Source organism: Bacillus cereus group sp. MYBK5-2 (assembly GCF_051915685.1).
In the GTDB taxonomy this organism is placed as follows: domain Bacteria; phylum Bacillota; class Bacilli; order Bacillales; family Bacillaceae_G; genus Bacillus_A; species Bacillus_A cereus.
This window is the reverse complement of the sequence record NZ_JBQAFE010000003.1, coordinates 104,710-121,167: the sequence shown is the minus strand read 5'-3', so window position 1 is coordinate 121,167 and position 16,458 is coordinate 104,710. Positions and strand designations below refer to the sequence as shown.

Below are 16,458 nucleotides of genomic sequence, written 5' to 3'. Positions count from 1 at the left end.
AACCCCTTTCCACCCTGACATTACCTTTTTATTTCTGTTAACATACGCAGCTGTTCATTGTATTTTTCTTTTCTTAATTTTACATACCCGACCTCTTCAGCGAGGTTACCAACATGCTGAATCATAAACTCAACATAGTTTGCTACATTCATTTTATTTCGGATAGATGCATTATTCACATAAGTAAGTAGTGGCCTAGATAACGGCTTATACTTACCTGATTGAATGGTCTCTTTCGTCGGAAATACACCATTTACTTTTATTGCTTTCACCTTATCTCGATTAGCCATATAATAAGCATATCCTACAAAAGCAATGGCATGTTTATCATTCATTACCCCTTGCATAATAACTTGATCATCTTCAGACAAAGAGACTTTTTTTACAATGCGATGATTTTGTAAGATGACATTTTGAAAATAATCATACGTACCAGAGTCTACGCCTGGTGCATAAAACTTCACTTGTTCACGTGGCCATGTTGAATGAATTTGTGACCATCGCTTCTCTCTTCCATCTTCACTCCAAAGTAGTCGTAACTCGTCTACTGACATATCGTCTACCCATGTATTATGGCGATTCACAACAATCGTAAGACCGTCGTTAGCAACCTCAAAAGGTGTGAACTGAATAGAGTTTTTCTTCATTTCATTTTTCTCGACTTGTTTCATTACTCTCGAAGCATTATTTATATCTACTTCTCCTTTACTGAAACGATTAAATCCTCCCCCAGTTCCAGAAATACTGATGGAAATTTTCACGTCTGGATGCACCTTTGTATATTCCTCCGCTACTGCTTCTATAATAGGAAAAACCGTTGAGGATCCATCAACTCTCACTTCTCCCGTATCATTTAAAGCAAATGCAGTAGACATTTCAAAACAGAGGAACCATATTGATAATACGAAAACTTTAATCGGTGTACGCATCCATTTCACGTGTTCTTCCTCCTAGAAGTAACCGGAAATAACAGGATTACAGATATAAGAATACTGCTAAACTATTAATTCGGTTTTAATTGTTTGTAAAAGTTTTGTAAAGTTCCACATAAATCAACATACGGTACAATTTTAATTCAGTAGTAGCTATTCATTTCCTCTGATGATTTCCCTATAAAATATTTATCCCCTATCCCACCATATACAAGTATCATTTATACGGCCGCGTTTTTTTCAATGTTGTATACTTGTCCACATTTATTACACGATATGCATAAACCATAAAAAAAAGCACACTATCTTTTCAGATAGTGTGCTTTTTTACAACTTTTTTATTCATCATCTTGCTCTTTATTTTTATTGTCTTTATCATCTTTTGGAGCTTCACCATTTACTTCTTTGTTTTTCAAATCAAAGTAAGCGTCCATAATTTCACGACCAATATATCCATTAATACCAGTCTTATCATCATGTACCCACGGAACGACAACAGAGAATGCTACTTCTGGATCTTCAAGTGGCGCATAACCTACTAATGTTAAGTTATATGTTTCCACACGTTCACCGTTTGCCTTTCTACCAATCTCTTTATCTCCGCCATACACAGTTTGCGCGGTACCTGTCTTCCCTGCCGCTTTATATTTTGCACCTGTAAAGTATTTTGTAGCTGTACCACCTGAATCATTATAAACTTGTCTAAATCCTTCTTGAACACGTTTAATTTGCGATTCTGGCATATCAACACGATTTAATACTTTCGGTTCCATAGATTGAACAACTTTCCCAACTTCATCCGGTTTCACTGCCGGTTGACGAATTTCTTTTACAACTTGTGGTTGCATACGATATCCGCCATTGGCAATCGTCGAAATATATTGCGCTAATTGAAGTGGTGTATACGTATCATACTGTCCAATTGATAAATCTAGTAAGAAACCTGGTTGACTACTTCTACCCATCTGACCAGCAGATTCATTCGGTAAATCAATTCCTGTTTTTACACCAAGTCCAAACTGTCCGAAATAATAACGCATCGTATCAAATGCTTTTTGAGGTATATCTAACGTACCACCTCTCACATACTGAACACCGGCGATATTCATCGCTGTTTTAAACATATAAACGTTAGAAGACATTTTTAAAGCTGTCAGGTCATTAATGTATCCCATCGTTTTCCAAGACGACTTCGTAGGTGTACCTTTTAATTTAATTGGTTCATCCAATTGTACTGCCCCTGGTTGAATCGCACCAGTTTGATATCCAGTAAGTACTGTTGCACCTTTTACAGTTGATCCCATCGGATAAGAACTTGTCATGGTACCTAATGCAAAGTCATTTACTTTCGTTTGGCCATCTTCGTTAACTAATTGTTTCCCCGCCATAGATAAAACTTCACCATTTTTTGGGTTCATCATTACAACGAATGCGCGATCTAAAAGAGGTTCGCTTCCTTTAAACCTCATTAAATTCTTCGCAAGAATATCTTCCACGCGCTTTTGTAATTCCATATCAATTGTTAAGTTCAAGTCATTACCGCTTTGTCCTTTTGATACATTAATCGTTTCTAAAATATTACCGTTTTTATCTGTAACATTTCTAACTTCTGCTTTCGTACCGTGCAGACTATCTTCATACTGTTGTTCAAGATAACTTTTCCCTACTCGGTCATTTCGGTTATAATCACGAACAAGATAGTAATCTAGTCTTTCTCTCGGTAAACCTTCGTCAGAAGTTGTTACACCACCAAGTACACTTCGGAACAAATCACCATCATATGCATATTTTCGTTCCCAATCAACACTTGTATCTACTCCCGGTAATTGCGCTAAATTTTCACTAATAATCGCATATTCTTCATCTGTTGCATTTTTCTTAAGAACTTGAGGTGTCATTGCATATCCGCCATCCATCTTACTCTTAATCGCTAGTATTTCTAGATCTTTTGCGGATAATTGATTAATCTCTTCTTCTGTTACACGACTTCGCTGGCGCTCGTCTAATTCTTTATCGTCAATTTTTTTATCTTTAAACTCTTGACGATCTTTATTCGTAATTTTTTCTTTAGCTTCCTCTTTATGCATAGCAAGCCAATAATCTTTTTTATCGCGATCCGTTAATTTATCTGTCGGTACTTCAATCAAATCTGCTAGCTTTTTCGCTGTTTCTAAGCGATCTTCTGCAGTTGATCCTTTCATTTTTGTAAATGTAATAGTACGAATGGCTGCATTATCTACTACAGGTCGCCCATAACGGTCAAATATTTTCCCACGCGGTACAGGATTACTTATCGTTGAGTTTTCTTTCTTCTCCACTTCATTCTTATATTCTTCACCGCGAACAATTTGTACATATCCGAGCCTTACAATAACAGCGGAGAACATTAAAAACACGCAGAAAAACAGCACGTTTAACCGAAAAGGAACGTGGGTCTTTTTCTTATTTTGCTTCTGCTTCTTGCTCATACAAACCCCCTCTACCAACAGCTATGTAATGTGAAAGGGACACCTTCATACAGGTGTCCTCACTGCTGTCTTACATCTTTTTCTATTCTAGCATAAAACAAACGAGAAGTTAACCTTCTGGTTCAGTTTGGTTTTGCGCGTTCCCTTGCGTTACAACACTTGCTTTACTCGCATTTCCCTCATCATATTTGACATTTTTAACTGCAAAATAAATAAGAAAATGTCCAGCACCTAAAATACATAATAAGTAAGGTAAACTTTTTTCAGGTGGAAAGAATAGTACAGCACATAAAAAACTTAAAATGGAACAGATTCTTCCGGCGTTTAACCACAGCTCCCGAACAACGACATATTCCACACGCCATTCTCTCGCATTTTTCGCTCTACCAATTACGTCATATGTCATTGATCCGTACGGAACAAGTAAAATAGGATATGCAATTGCAATACATGCCGCATAAATAAGTAATTTCGTGTATGTAACATTGAAAATAACTAAAAAGACGACAGCATATAAAATAATGCCTCCAAGTAAAATTGCTTTTTTTCGCCACTCCTTCTTTAACATACGAGCAACTAAGTAATAACATACAAAGGATACAGCAGAGTTCACTAAACTGTATTTCCCTAATGCAAACTCACTATTAGTTGCTAAATAAACATATACTGAAATGACAAAAATAAATGTTCCTTCTCTCAATCCTTGGAAAAAATGAGCTCGTGTAATCTTTCCCCAATTTTTATCAATCCGTCGTTCTTTCAATACTTGCACGATTTCATAACGCCCTTCACATTCTCTTTTAGATAAAAAGAAGCTTAAGACGACAGCAATTGCAAATAGAACTAATGAAAGAAAGAATATAACAGTATAGCCACTCCATTTCTCCATACGTGAAATTGTGTATCCTGCTGCTATTGGTCCAATCATTCCAGAGAAGGATGTAAGAAGTCCAAGAAACCCATTAAAGAAATCTCTTGTTTCTGGTTCTGTAATTTCAAATGTCAATAAGTTAAAAGCCAACCAGTAAAAACCGTATCCTACTCCTAAAAGAGCCCCCATTAATAAAATATACTGAGAAGCACTTTTCCCTGCTACTAAGACAACAATAAAAAAAATTGCGAGCGTCCCTACTCCTATTCGTAATAAAATCGAGCGATCGATACGTTTCGCTAATTTTCCCCCTACAAGAAATGTGAGAGGCTGTAATACCACGCTGGCTAAATTATACAAGCCAAGATTCACATAATTTTGTGTTTGTTTCCATAAATAAATATTTACAAACGTATTCGATAAAGAAATTGCGAGCGTGTATAAACCTCCTATAAGGAGTAATAACACTAAATCCCGATTCACTTCAACGTCACCAATTATATGTTTCCATTTCATACACAACTCTCCTTTACTTCATGTTCTAGTCTTCCAAAGACAAGCCCAATTATGTAAAAGGAAAGCATAGAAAAAAGCTAGGAGCTCTCCCCTAGCTTTTTCTATATTTATTACGATTATTTTGCTTCTTGGTAACGTTTTTCAGCAGCGTTCCAATCTACAACGTTCCAGAATGCGCCGATGTAGTCTGGACGACGGTTTTGGTAGTTTAAGTAGTAAGCATGCTCCCAAACATCTAAACCGATAACTGGAGTTTTACCTTCAGTTAAAGGAGAATCTTGGTTTGGAGTGCTTGTTACTTCTAACTCACCATTGTTTACTACTAACCAAGCCCAACCAGAACCGAAGCGAGTTGCGCCAGCTTTTGCGAATTCTTCTTTGAATGCATCGAAGCTACCGAATTTTGCTTCAATTGCAGTTGCAAGTTCACCTACAGGTTGTCCTCCGCCGTTTGGAGATAGGATTGTCCAGAAGAATGTATGGTTAGCATGTCCGCCACCATTGTTACGTACTGCTGTACGGATTGCTTCTGGTACTTCGTTTAAGTTTGCAACTAATTCTTCTACGCTTTTGTCAGCTAATTCTGCATGACCTTCTAAAGCAGCGTTTAAGTTTGTAATGTACGTGTTGTGATGTTTTGTATGATGGATGTTCATTGTTTCTTTGTCAAAGTGAGGCTCTAAAGCATCATACGCATAAGGTAAATTTGGTAATTCGTGTTTTGCCATTGTTATATTCCTCCCAGTTTATGTATTGCCACTTAAGTGACATACAACTTCATTCTACCCTAATTGCCATAGGGTGCAAACAAATAAATCACATTGTCTTGCTATCATTAAAGTAGCAAAATTCCCACTTCTTTTCAATTAAAATGCTCATATATTCCGTAAAAAAAGCTTCCTTCTACAAGGAAGCTTCCTGCTAACATAATAAACATGCGAAATGGATATGGACCCTGTAGGACTCGAACCTACGACCGGACGGTTATGAGCCGTCTGCTCTAACCAGCTGAGCTAAGGGTCCACAATTATGTATGTAACAACATATCAAATAAAGGAATTCCTATCGGATATGCTCTTTAAGAAATGTAAGATAAATTTACCATATAGAAAAGAAAAGTGTCAATTGTATTTTTCTTATTTAAAAGAAGAAAGTTAATAAAAGAAATTTAGTTATCTCCACTATATGTAAATATAATATATCTTGAGATTCTCTAGATTCCTACGTTACAATGATTTTATACATACATAAAGGAAGTGAATCTATGTCCATATTTACCCAATTCGTAAAAAGCATATACTCGCCTAAAGATATGGCGCTATTCCGTTTTCAAAAAATCGGTAAAACCATTTTGTATATTATGCTACTTTGCTTAATTACTACTATTCCAAGAACTTTTTTGTACGGTAGTTTTATCCAGGATGGTGTTGGCATGGTAAATCAAGTCATCGATAAAGATTTACCTGATTTTAAAATCGAAAATGGCGAACTAAAAGCCGATATTGATCAACCTATTGAAAAAGAAGAAGGAAATACACTTTTCGTATTTGATCCAAATTCAACAGACCTAGAAAAATATCAAAATAAAACAGGTTTATTTGTTTTAAAAGATAAAGTAGTCTCTATGGGAAATGGTCAAACACAAACGTATTCTTATAACGATTTGTTAGGTGCATCTCTTGAGAAAAAAGATCTACAAGAATTCATTTCTTTATTCGATAATATTTATCCAATTTTATTATTTGTTATTGGATTCTTAGTGTACCTATTCCAATTATTCATAACTTTTGTAGGTGTGACTTTACTTGCGTTCATCGGTTCTGCTATGAGCGGTCAACGTAAACTATCCTATAAACAAGTTTGGACACTAACTGCATACAGCTACACAATTCCAACAATCTTCTTTATGATTATGGATGCATGCAAGATTGTCGTACCTGGATCAACATTCATCTATATCGCAGTTGTTTTAATTGTTCTGTACTTAACAATTAAAGAAGTTCCAAAACCGAAAGAAAAATAAGAACGAAAAAAAATGCCTAAATAGGCATTTTTTTTTTGGACAAGCATATATTCCTAGCAAAGGAGTGAAGAATATGAAGAGATTAGGTATATTCCTATTCGTGCTTGTTCTCGGTTATATATTTTATTACGATATAAAAATCGGTACTTTACCGATGTTAAGTTCATATAAAAAAACAACTGCTGCTCAAACAATTAAAAAAGAAAACACAGACAGTCAACAAAATAAAGCGAACAAAACAGAAAAAGAAACGGATGTATCTTATAAAACAATTGAAGTAAAAACTGGTGAGACAGTTCTTTCTATTACAGAACAAATTAACAAGAAAAAAATTCCTTCCATAGAAAAAGTCATTGACGACTTTAAACAATTAAACAAAAGTACCTCTGCTACAAAAATACAAATTGGAAAGTCTTATAAATTCCCGTTATATCAATAAGCTATCACTTAATCCTTGTCAATTACATAAAGGCGCTGATACAATAGTAAAAGTGAAACCGAGTACTTCGGTTTCTATAGCCCTATATCACGTATACTATCATTGATATGAGGGACTAAATAAGAAACTTCTTTTATAAGGAGAGCGATCTATTCGTGAATGAAATGACTCATCGTACAAAAACACGTCCAGTTAAAGTCGGTAATTTAACAATCGGCGGTAATAATGAATTAATTATACAAAGTATGACAACAACAAAAACACATGATGTTGAAGCAACAGTTGCTGAAATCAAGCGTTTAGAAGAAGCCGGCTGTCAAGTCGTCCGCGTTGCCGTTCCAGATGAACGCGCAGCAGATGCTATTGCTGATATAAAAAAACAAATCAACATTCCACTTGTTGCTGATATTCATTTTGATTATCGCCTTGCTTTAAAAGCAATTGAAGGTGGCATCGATAAAGTACGTATCAATCCAGGTAATATTGGTCGTCGCCATAAAGTAGAAGCTGTTGTAAATGCAGCAAAAGAGCGCGGTATTCCAATCCGTATCGGTGTAAACGCTGGTTCATTAGAGCGACACATTTTAGAAAAGTACGGGTACCCAACTGCAGATGGTATGGTTGAGAGCGCGCTACATCATATTAAAATTTTAGAGGACTTAGATTTCCACGATATTATCGTATCTATGAAAGCCTCTGATGTTAACTTAGCAATCGAAGCATACGAGAAAGCTGCTCGTGCTTTTGATTATCCATTACATTTAGGTATTACAGAATCTGGAACATTGTTTGCCGGAACTGTAAAAAGTGCTGCTGGTCTTGGAGCAATCTTAAATAAAGGCATCGGAAATACACTACGTATTTCATTAAGTGCTGATCCAGTTGAAGAAGTAAAAGTTGCTCGCGAATTATTAAAATCATTCGGTCTTGCGTCTAATGCAGCAACACTTATCTCTTGTCCAACTTGTGGTCGTATTGAAATCGATTTAATTAGCATTGCTAACGAAGTGGAAGAATACATCTCTACACTTCAAGTACCAATTAAAGTTGCAGTACTTGGTTGCGCTGTAAATGGCCCTGGTGAAGCTCGTGAAGCTGATATCGGTATTGCCGGTGCACGTGGAGAGGGATTATTATTCCGTAAAGGGCAAGTCGTTCGTAAAGTGCCAGAAGAAACAATGGTAGAAGAACTGAAAAAAGAAATCGACGTAATTGCTGCTGAAATGGCTGCTGAACGAGAAAAAGAAAAAGAGACACAAGAACAATAAAAAGAAGGTTGCCACAATATTTGTGAGCAACCTTCTTTTCTACGTAAAAAAGCTCGTCAGTTATATAACCGACGAGCTTTTACTTTGCACACTTTGGACAACGACCATATATTTCAAACTTATGACCCGTTACTTCATAACCGGTAAAATCTTTATTCATAAAATCCATTGGGCAGGAAGTAATCTCTTTCGTTCCCCCACAATCCAAACAAATAAAATGATGATGATGTTCCATAATAGAACAAGTAAAACGAAAATGTTTTTCACCATTTAATTCCGTTTGTTCTAAAACACCAATCTCAGCAAAAACTGTTAAGTTACGATAAATCGTATCAAAACTAAGCCCTGGATAATCGTCCTTCATATGCTCTAAAACGTCTTTCGCAGTTAAATAACGATTATGTGCTGCAAATAATCTGAGCATCTCTTCTCTTTTTCCAGTATGTTTATATCCTTTTTCTTTCATTAGGCGTAAAGCTTCTGTTAGATTCATACCTATCCCTACTTTATGCAGTTTTTTTCTTCTTCCATAAAATCGCACCGATTAAAATAAGAACTGCTATCATAACAATTGTACCACCTGGCGCTAGATCAAGTTGATACGAAGCAAACATTCCACCAATTACTGCAATTTCACCAAATAAAATGGAAAAGAAAATTGTTTGTTTAAATCCTTTAGCAATACGAATACTTGCTGCAACTGGTAACGTCATTAATGATGATACAAGAAGAACCCCCACTACACGCATTGATACTGCAATGACAAGAGCAACTAATATAATGAAAATAAAGTGAATCCATTTCGCTCTTAAACCAGTTGATACTGCGTATTCCTCATCAAATGATAATAGAAACAGCTCTTTATATAATAAAATAATTGTCGCAACAACAACAATTGCTACAATCCCAATAATAATTAAATCCGTACTTGTTACAGCACTGACACTACCAAATAAATAACTAAATAAGTCTGTGTTAAATCCATTTGCAAGTGAAATGAAAATAACTCCAACCCCCATCCCTGCCGAAAGGATAATTGGAATTGCTAATTCTTGATAGTGCTTATATACAGTTCGTAACTTTTCGATTAGTAGCGCTCCACCAATCGAGAAAATCATCCCCATATATAAGGGGTTTAAAAATCCCCCTGTAAAAATGGTTTTTTCAAGTAATAAACTTGCTGCAATACCCGATAACGTCACGTGACTTAATGCATCCGCAATAAGAGATAAACGACGAATAACAACAAACACACCAATTAGTGGTGCAACAAGTCCAATTAAAATACCTGCGTATAAAGAATTACGTAAAAAGTCATATTGTAAAAAATCTTGTATCATTATATCCTCCCGTGATGCTCATGTTCGTGTTCTAAACGATGAACATGATGTCCATATAAGACGGACATTTCTGCATCTTCTAACTCTCGGAACTTCTCTACATTTCCATGGAAATGTAGATGTTGGTTTAGGCATGCAACATGTGTTACTTTTTCGGTAACAGCTCCCATATCATGAGTAACAAGAATTAATGTGATCCCGAGCCTTTTGTTTAAATCCTCTAATATTTCGTAAAAACTTTCCACATTTTTTACATCAATTCCAACAGTAGGCTCGTCCAAAATAAGCAATTCAGGATCACTAACGAGCGCACGAGCAATAAATACACGCTGTTGCTGTCCACCAGAAAGCTCTCCAATGTTACGATCTTTAAACTCACTCATCCCTACATCAGCAATTGCTTTTTCTACCTTTTTCTTATCCTCTTTTGTGAAAAAGCGAAAAAGCCCTTTTTTCGAAACAAGTCCCATTGACACAACTTCAGAAACAGTTGCTGGAAAACCAGAATTGAAACTATTTGCCTTTTGGGATACATAACCAACTTTGTTCCATTCCTTAAACTTCTTACTATCAACGCCAAACACGCGAATGCTTCCTTCTTTTGGCTTTAAAACACCTAATAAACACTTAAGTAAAGTTGATTTACCTGAACCATTCGGTCCCACTAAACCTAAAAAAGCTCCCTTCGGAACTTGCAAATTAATATTTTCTAACACATTCCGATCTTCATATCGGAATGTTAAACCTTCAATTTCTAATATATTATTCATAGCATCTCACCTATTTTAATTCAGAATGATTCCGATTTATATCTATTTGAATTATAGTACAGCTTATTATAGTTGTAAACCAATCTGCCTAAAATATATCTATTTTTTCAAGAAACCTTACTATTATAACAAAAAGCAGAGAAAAATTCTCTGCTTCCGAAAAATATTCCTATAAACTTTTTAGTGAATAGCCGATTTAAACTTACCACCATTTGTCTCTTGCGTGCTCATAATCGTAACAAATGCATTTTCATCAATTTCATGCACAATTGATTTTAACTTCGTCACTTCTAGACGCGTTACAACTGCATAAATAACTTCTTTTTCTTTATCCGTGTAACCACCTTTCGCTACAAGCTTTGTAGTTCCACGGCCAAGACGATGCAAAATCGCGTTTGATACTTCCTCATATTGATCAGATACAATTAAAACCGCCTTCGTTTCATCTAGCCCTTGAATTACTGTATCGATCGTTTTAAATGCGATATAGTACGTCATAACAGAATACATCGCTTGTTCCACACCAAACACAAATGCTGCCCATGCAAAAATAAATAAGTTCACAAACATTACGAATTCACCAACAGAGAATGGTAATTTCTTCGTTAATAAAATCCCCATAATTTCAGTTCCATCTAGCGATCCACCATGACGAATTACAAGTCCTACACCAAGACCTAAAATAAGACCACCAAACACTGTCGCTAAAATAGGTTCTGTTGTAAATGGCGGTACCGCATGTAACGTTGACTCAATGAAAGCTAACGCTACAATACCAAATGTCGAAGATAACATAAATGTTTTTCCAATTTGCTTATAACCGGAATACATAAATGGGATATTGAGAACAACGACTAAAGTAGAAAAACTTAACCACCAAATGTTAGGAGTAAGATAATCTAATATAAGAGAAATACCAATAATTCCACCATCAATAATTTTATTTGGCATTAAAAATAGTTCAATTGCTACCGCCGCGCATGCTGCTCCAAAAATAATCATAACTAAACGATAAATGAGATGAATAACACTTTCTTTTCGATGTTGCTTTTGCTCCATAAGTCCTCCCTTTACTCTTTTTCTGTAGTTTTGTCCTTATATTATAACATACGCTTCTTTTCCTCATGAAAAAGAAACTCCACACGAATATGTACAAGCTATATGCTCATATATTTCGATAGAAGAACGCGTGAAGGAGGATAATAAGATGAACCTCATTAAACAAATTGTTAATAAAAAATTAAATCATATTTCTACAAAAGAGCTATTAAAATATAGCAAAGAATATGAAGTTCCCATTACAGCCGCACAAGCTGATCAAATCGTTTTACTTATGAAGGGTAAAAATATTAATATTTACGATAACAACGAGCGACTAGAGCTTTTAAAACAAATCGCAAAAGTAACTTCCCCTGCCACTGCCCAACAAGTAAATACATTATTTCAGCAACTACTAAAATAAGGAGGGGATTTCCCCCTCCTTATTGCGCTTTAATTTTTTCAAGAAGCCCTTCATCAAAAGTGCCGTTTTTCAGCATTTCGATTTCCAATTTGTATGGTGGCTTCTTATCTTTTTTATCTTCCCCTACATACGGTGTTTCAAGAATTTTTGGTACATGCATTAACTGTGGATGATGTACAATGTGATGCAATGCTTTATACCCAATGTGACCAAATCCAATGTTTTCATGACGGTCTTTTCCTGCTCCGCGTACATTTTTACTATCATTAATATGAAGTACTTGTAAACGATCTATACCAACGATTTTATCAAATTCGTTTAATACGCCGTCAAAGTCATTTACAATATCATATCCTGCATCGTGCGTATGACACGTATCAAAGCATACAGATAGCTTTTCATTATATTTTACACCATCAATAATTTTTGCAATTTCTTCAAAGCTACGACCGCATTCTGTTCCTTTTCCTGCCATCGTCTCTAACGCAATGTTAACCGTCTGTTCTGGCGTTAATACTTCATTAAGCCCTTTAATAATTTGTTGAATACCAGCATCTGCTCCAGCACCAACGTGCGCTCCTGGGTGAAGAACAATTTGTTTCGCTACACCTAATGCCGATGTTCTTTCAATTTCCATGCGAAGAAAGTCTACGCCTAATTGGAATGTTTCTGGCTTCGTCGTATTCCCAACATTAATAATATACGGCGCATGGACGATAATTTCCTCAATTCCGTTCAGCTCCATATGTTTTCTTCCTGCTTCTATGTTCAATTCTTCAATTGGTTTTCTTCGTGTATTTTGCGGTGCACCTGTATAAATCATAAACGTTGTTGCACCGTATGAAACAGCCTCTTCACTTGCTGCTAATAACATTTTCTTACCACTCATGGAAACATGAGATCCAATCTTTAACATACAATCACCTCTTCAATATACAATAGATATAATGATAGCATAATTTGTAGAAATATGTAGTGAATTGTTTGTTCACAAAAGACGCACTACACAAATTCATATGACTATTTAGACAGACTATACTCTTCATTTAAATTAGCGGGATTAAAAAAAGATAAGGGAAACCCCTTATCTTTTTTTATTGCTATATTTTCTCTTCACTTTGTCACGTTCTGTTGCAAGTTTACGTTTATAGTTTGGTTTTACTTTTTTCGGTTTTTTAATAACTTTCGTTGCCATAACATCAAGTTCGTCATTTGGTTTTTTACGGCTCTTACGACGACGACGCTCACCTAAATCTGCCCACTCATCTCCACGTAAATCTACATGTTTAAACTCGATATGACGTTGTTTTTCTAAGCTATCTAACGCTTCTTCGTTTGCTGGATCATAAATCGTCACTGCAATACCAGAATGCCCTGCACGTGCTGTTCTTCCAACGCGGTGAACGAAGAAATCTAAATCTGATGGTAGCTCATAGTTAATAACATGGCTAATCCCTTCAATATCAATACCACGTGCTGCTAAATCAGTCGCAACAATATATTGGAATTCAAGGTCACGAATTTGTTTCATCATTTTTTTACGATCACGTGGTGATAAATCCCCGTGAATTCGTCCAACTTTTAAGCCACGTTCCATTAATCCATCAGCAACTTGGTCTGCCATCTTTTTCGTATTCGTGAAAACAACTGCTAAATACGGTTTAAATTGAAGTAGCATTTTATGCACTAAATCAATTTTATTACGATGTTTAGAAGGCACTAAATAGTGTTCAATGTTTCCAGCTGCAACTTGTTTTGGATTGATATGAATATGCTCTGGATTCTCCATATATTTCTTCAGAAACGGTTTTAGTTTTTGAGGAATTGTTGCAGAGAAAACTAACATTTGCAAGTTTTTAGGCATGCGTGCTGCAATTTTGTCTACATCATGAATGAATCCCATATCAAGCATTAAGTCTGCTTCATCGACAATAATCGTATTTGCTTTATGAACAAATAACGCTTGTTCTTCAACTAAGTCTTTAATACGTCCTGGTGTCCCAACTACGATATGAGGTTGTTTTTTCAATTTCTCAATTGAACGTTGTTTATCAGTTCCACCAATTAAACAACGTGCTGTAATCATTTGGTCTTCCGCACAAAACTTTGTTAATTTCACGATTTCTTCGTAAATTTGTTGTGCTAACTCACGAGTAGGCGCTGTAATAACAAGTTGTACTTCTTCACGACTTGCATTAATTCTGTTTAATGTAGGAAGTAAGTATGCATGTGTTTTCCCAGAACCTGTTTGGGATTGTCCAATTACACTTACACCTTTTTTCACGACTGGGAAAATTTTCTGCTGAATTCCTGTCGGCTCTGTAAAGCGTAGTTCACGAACTGCATCTATTAAAAATGGTTTAAAATCATACTGTGTAAAAGTTTGTTGTGTCATAAGTTACACCTTCTTTCTAAAATTTCTACTGCGCGCACAAATCAGTCAAGTCTACATTATATCGAAATCTACAAGTAAAATCCATCTTTAGTTTAGGTTTTCACTTCAAAAACTAACCTTCTTCCCTTTTATTGCATATTGTATGTGTATATACCTAACTGAAGAAAGGAGGATTTCTCACATGTTTCCGAAATCCCCTACAAGGCAAATGTATCCGAATCCAGGGCAGCAACCTTATACACCATATCCAATTCCACAACTACCACCAATGGCACAAAAAAAGAAAGGTTTTCTTGCTAAGCTTTTTAAAAAACACGATCCAACCGAGCCATTTATGCAAATGGTTCCACCTTACCGACAAATGGAAGGGCAACCAATGATGCATCAGCAACCACCACCGCCGCAATATCATCAGCAATATCCGCAGCAATACCAGCAACAATATCCGCAGCAACATCCACAATATCAACCATACATGCAGCAACATCCTGAGCAAATGATACCGCCTCAAATGTATGAATCAAATGAAACGCGCGGCGGCTCAACTACAACTGCGGCAACAGCAAGCAGTGGCATCGGCAGTTTTTTTTCGAACTTAATTTCGAATCCAACTAATATGATAAATAACATCGAAAAAGTATCCCAAGTCGTTCAATCTGTAGGTCCTGTCGTCGAACAGTATGGTCCTATTATGCGTAGTCTACCAAGCATTGTTAAAATCCTCACCTCTGGAAAAAGCACGGAAGAAAATCAAACGGAAAATGTAACAGAGCCAGTTGAGGTAGAAAGTCCGCCTCCTGCACCTCAAAAAAAGAAACGAAAACGAAAGAAAATAGTGATTGAACCTGTAATAGAAAAAGAGTTACCGAAAGAACCAGTTCAACAAACAGCAACAAAACCAAAACTATATGTGTAACAATCCTTTGTTTTCTATCCACTCCTCCTTTATAATGTAAAAGACTATGCACAAAAGTATCCCTTGTTTAGAAGGAGAGGATTACTCATATGAAAATTGTTAAAATTTCCCCTCGTGGTTATTGCTACGGTGTTGTCGATGCAATGGTAATTGCACGTAACGCCGCATTAGATAAATCATTGCCGAGACCCATTTATATTTTAGGTATGATTGTTCACAATAAACATGTTACAGACGCTTTTGAAGAAGATGGAATCATCACATTAGACGGTCCAAGTCGCTTAGAAATTTTAGATAAAATTGATTCTGGTACTGTTATTTTCACTGCACACGGTGTTTCTCCAGAAGTTAAACAACGCGCAAAAGAAAAAGGTTTAACAACAATCGATGCTACTTGCCCAGATGTTACCAAGACGCATGACCTTATCGAAGCTAAGAAAGCGGAAGGGTATCATGTCATTTATATCGGTAAAAAAAATCATCCAGAGCCAGAAGGCGCAGTTGGTATTGCACCTGACATCGTTCACCTTATCGAAAGAGCCGATGATTTAAAAACATTAGAAATCCCAACAGATAAAATTTTAGTAACAAATCAAACAACGATGAGTCAATGGGATGTTCAACATTTAATGGAGGACATTCAAAAAAAATTCCCAACAGCAGAATTCCATAAAGAAATTTGTTTAGCAACTCAAGTTCGCCAAGAAGCTGTCGCTAAACAAGCTGATGTTGCAGACTTAACAATTGTTGTTGGTGATCCGAAAAGTAACAATTCAAATCGCTTAGCACAAGTATCACAAGAAATCGCGGGTACAAAAGCATATCGAGTTGCTGATGTAAGCGAAATTCAATTAGAGTGGCTACAAGGTGTAGAAAACGTAGCTGTTACAGCAGGTGCTTCTACTCCAACGCCAATTACGAAAGAAGTTATCGCTTTCTTAGAGCAATATAACCCAATGAATCCCGCTACATGGGAAAGAGTTCGAAAAGTACCGTTACAAAAAATATTACCTCGCGTGAAAGTGAAAAAAGAACAATAATAAAAACCGTTGCTTGCA

Annotated in this window: 16 protein-coding genes and 1 tRNA gene; 6 read left to right on the top strand and 11 right to left on the bottom strand. The window is 36.0% G+C overall.

Annotated elements, in window-relative coordinates; genetic code table 11:
- Nucleotides 1–20: 20 nt before the first annotated feature.
- From ACTFP3_RS12895 to ACTFP3_RS12875, 5 genes are all read right to left on the bottom strand, one after another.
- On the bottom strand, nucleotides 21–938 hold the full coding sequence (locus ACTFP3_RS12895) for a PstS family phosphate ABC transporter substrate-binding protein (protein WP_000871830.1): 918 nt from the start codon (nucleotides 936–938) through the stop codon (nucleotides 21–23).
- 332 nt (nucleotides 939–1,270) lie between these two features.
- A complete protein-coding gene (locus tag ACTFP3_RS12890) occupies nucleotides 1,271–3,400 on the bottom strand; it encodes a peptidoglycan D,D-transpeptidase FtsI family protein (RefSeq protein ID WP_000038987.1) in 2,130 nt (709 codons plus the stop codon).
- Between the two features lie 109 nt (nucleotides 3,401–3,509).
- Nucleotides 3,510–4,787 carry an MFS transporter gene (locus tag ACTFP3_RS12885; protein ID WP_000871384.1) on the bottom strand — a complete coding sequence of 426 codons (1,278 nt, stop codon included), beginning with the start codon at nucleotides 4,785–4,787 and terminating at the stop codon, nucleotides 3,510–3,512.
- A gap of 116 nt (nucleotides 4,788–4,903) precedes the next feature.
- A complete protein-coding gene (sodA, locus tag ACTFP3_RS12880) occupies nucleotides 4,904–5,515 on the bottom strand; it encodes a superoxide dismutase [Mn] (RefSeq protein WP_001052031.1) in 612 nt (203 codons plus the stop codon).
- Nucleotides 5,516–5,736: 221 nt separating this feature from the next.
- Nucleotides 5,737–5,810, bottom strand: a tRNA-Ile gene (locus ACTFP3_RS12875).
- 241 nt (nucleotides 5,811–6,051) lie between these two features.
- On the opposite strand from ACTFP3_RS12875, the gene yqgB reads away from it, so the two are divergent.
- From yqgB to ispG, 3 genes are all read left to right on the top strand, one after another.
- Nucleotides 6,052–6,810: a protein YqgB gene (gene yqgB / locus ACTFP3_RS12870; RefSeq protein WP_000021897.1), complete on the top strand. Its 759-nt coding sequence runs from the start codon at nucleotides 6,052–6,054 to the stop codon at nucleotides 6,808–6,810.
- Nucleotides 6,811–6,883: 73 nt separating this feature from the next.
- Nucleotides 6,884–7,249, top strand: coding sequence for a protein YqfZ (gene yqfZ / locus ACTFP3_RS12865; RefSeq protein ID WP_000825414.1), 366 nt, complete (start codon nucleotides 6,884–6,886; stop codon nucleotides 7,247–7,249).
- Nucleotides 7,250–7,413: 164 nt separating this feature from the next.
- Complete coding sequence (gene ispG, locus ACTFP3_RS12860; RefSeq protein WP_153577907.1) at nucleotides 7,414–8,517, top strand: flavodoxin-dependent (E)-4-hydroxy-3-methylbut-2-enyl-diphosphate synthase; 1,104 nt, start codon at nucleotides 7,414–7,416, stop codon at nucleotides 8,515–8,517.
- A 79-nt stretch (nucleotides 8,518–8,596) separates the two neighbouring features.
- Here the strand turns inward: ispG and ACTFP3_RS12855 are convergent, their stop codons facing one another.
- From ACTFP3_RS12855 to ACTFP3_RS12840, 4 genes are all read right to left on the bottom strand, one after another.
- Nucleotides 8,597–9,010: a Fur family transcriptional regulator gene (locus ACTFP3_RS12855; protein ID WP_001054516.1), complete on the bottom strand. Its 414-nt coding sequence runs from the start codon at nucleotides 9,008–9,010 to the stop codon at nucleotides 8,597–8,599.
- Between the two features lie 13 nt (nucleotides 9,011–9,023).
- Nucleotides 9,024–9,857: a metal ABC transporter permease gene (locus ACTFP3_RS12850; protein ID WP_000613815.1), complete on the bottom strand. Its 834-nt coding sequence runs from the start codon at nucleotides 9,855–9,857 to the stop codon at nucleotides 9,024–9,026.
- A complete protein-coding gene (locus tag ACTFP3_RS12845) occupies nucleotides 9,857–10,627 on the bottom strand; it encodes a metal ABC transporter ATP-binding protein (RefSeq protein WP_440010672.1) in 771 nt (256 codons plus the stop codon). Before ACTFP3_RS12845 ends, ACTFP3_RS12850 begins: the two co-directional genes overlap by 1 nt.
- Nucleotides 10,628–10,807: 180 nt before the next feature.
- A complete protein-coding gene (locus tag ACTFP3_RS12840; RefSeq protein WP_000435963.1) occupies nucleotides 10,808–11,686 on the bottom strand; it encodes a YitT family protein in 879 nt (292 codons plus the stop codon).
- 148 nt (nucleotides 11,687–11,834) lie between these two features.
- Here ACTFP3_RS12840 and ACTFP3_RS12835 point away from each other — a divergent pair, with 148 nt between their 5' ends.
- The gene (locus ACTFP3_RS12835; RefSeq protein ID WP_001048954.1) at nucleotides 11,835–12,089 is read left to right on the top strand and encodes a DUF2624 domain-containing protein; all 255 of its coding nucleotides are present in this window, start codon (nucleotides 11,835–11,837) and stop codon (nucleotides 12,087–12,089) included.
- A gap of 19 nt (nucleotides 12,090–12,108) precedes the next feature.
- Here ACTFP3_RS12835 and ACTFP3_RS12830 read toward each other — a convergent pair whose 3' ends face one another.
- Together ACTFP3_RS12830 and ACTFP3_RS12825 are read right to left on the bottom strand one after the other, a co-directional pair.
- On the bottom strand, nucleotides 12,109–13,005 hold the full coding sequence (locus ACTFP3_RS12830; RefSeq protein ID WP_000912460.1) for a deoxyribonuclease IV: 897 nt from the start codon (nucleotides 13,003–13,005) through the stop codon (nucleotides 12,109–12,111).
- A 168-nt stretch (nucleotides 13,006–13,173) separates the two neighbouring features.
- Nucleotides 13,174–14,484: a DEAD/DEAH box helicase gene (locus ACTFP3_RS12825; RefSeq protein ID WP_000194017.1), complete on the bottom strand. Its 1,311-nt coding sequence runs from the start codon at nucleotides 14,482–14,484 to the stop codon at nucleotides 13,174–13,176.
- Nucleotides 14,485–14,665: 181 nt separating this feature from the next.
- On the opposite strand from ACTFP3_RS12825, the gene vrrA reads away from it, so the two are divergent.
- Nucleotides 14,666–15,400, top strand: a complete 735-nt coding sequence (gene vrrA, locus ACTFP3_RS12820) for a VrrA/YqfQ family protein (RefSeq protein WP_000484166.1) — start codon at nucleotides 14,666–14,668, stop codon at nucleotides 15,398–15,400.
- Between the two features lie 89 nt (nucleotides 15,401–15,489).
- Nucleotides 15,490–16,440, top strand: coding sequence for a 4-hydroxy-3-methylbut-2-enyl diphosphate reductase (locus ACTFP3_RS12815; protein WP_000706662.1), 951 nt, complete (start codon nucleotides 15,490–15,492; stop codon nucleotides 16,438–16,440).
- Nucleotides 16,441–16,458: the final 18 nt, after the last annotated feature.

Bases quoted from the DNA above. Each gene is read 5' to 3' on its own strand.
- ACTFP3_RS12835 (WP_001048954.1), top strand. From the start codon at position 11,835: ATGAACCTCATTAAACAAATTGTTAATAAAAAATTAAATCATATTTCT.
- ACTFP3_RS12840 (WP_000435963.1), bottom strand. From the start codon at position 11,686: ATGGAGCAAAAGCAACATCGAAAAGAAAGTGTTATTCATCTCATTTAT.
- vrrA (WP_000484166.1), top strand. From the start codon at position 14,666: ATGTTTCCGAAATCCCCTACAAGGCAAATGTATCCGAATCCAGGGCAG.
- ACTFP3_RS12815 (WP_000706662.1), top strand. From the start codon at position 15,490: ATGAAAATTGTTAAAATTTCCCCTCGTGGTTATTGCTACGGTGTTGTC.
- ACTFP3_RS12845 (WP_440010672.1), bottom strand. From the start codon at position 10,627: ATGAATAATATATTAGAAATTGAAGGTTTAACATTCCGATATGAAGAT.
- ACTFP3_RS12850 (WP_000613815.1), bottom strand. From the start codon at position 9,857: ATGATACAAGATTTTTTACAATATGACTTTTTACGTAATTCTTTATAC.
- ispG (WP_153577907.1), top strand. From the start codon at position 7,414: ATGACTCATCGTACAAAAACACGTCCAGTTAAAGTCGGTAATTTAACA.
- ACTFP3_RS12885 (WP_000871384.1), bottom strand. From the start codon at position 4,787: ATGAAATGGAAACATATAATTGGTGACGTTGAAGTGAATCGGGATTTA.
- yqfZ (WP_000825414.1), top strand. From the start codon at position 6,884: ATGAAGAGATTAGGTATATTCCTATTCGTGCTTGTTCTCGGTTATATA.
- yqgB (WP_000021897.1), top strand. From the start codon at position 6,052: ATGTCCATATTTACCCAATTCGTAAAAAGCATATACTCGCCTAAAGAT.
- ACTFP3_RS12855 (WP_001054516.1), bottom strand. From the start codon at position 9,010: ATGAATCTAACAGAAGCTTTACGCCTAATGAAAGAAAAAGGATATAAA.
- ACTFP3_RS12830 (WP_000912460.1), bottom strand. From the start codon at position 13,005: ATGTTAAAGATTGGATCTCATGTTTCCATGAGTGGTAAGAAAATGTTA.
- ACTFP3_RS12825 (WP_000194017.1), bottom strand. From the start codon at position 14,484: ATGACACAACAAACTTTTACACAGTATGATTTTAAACCATTTTTAATA.
- ACTFP3_RS12890 (WP_000038987.1), bottom strand. From the start codon at position 3,400: ATGAGCAAGAAGCAGAAGCAAAATAAGAAAAAGACCCACGTTCCTTTT.
- sodA (WP_001052031.1), bottom strand. From the start codon at position 5,515: ATGGCAAAACACGAATTACCAAATTTACCTTATGCGTATGATGCTTTA.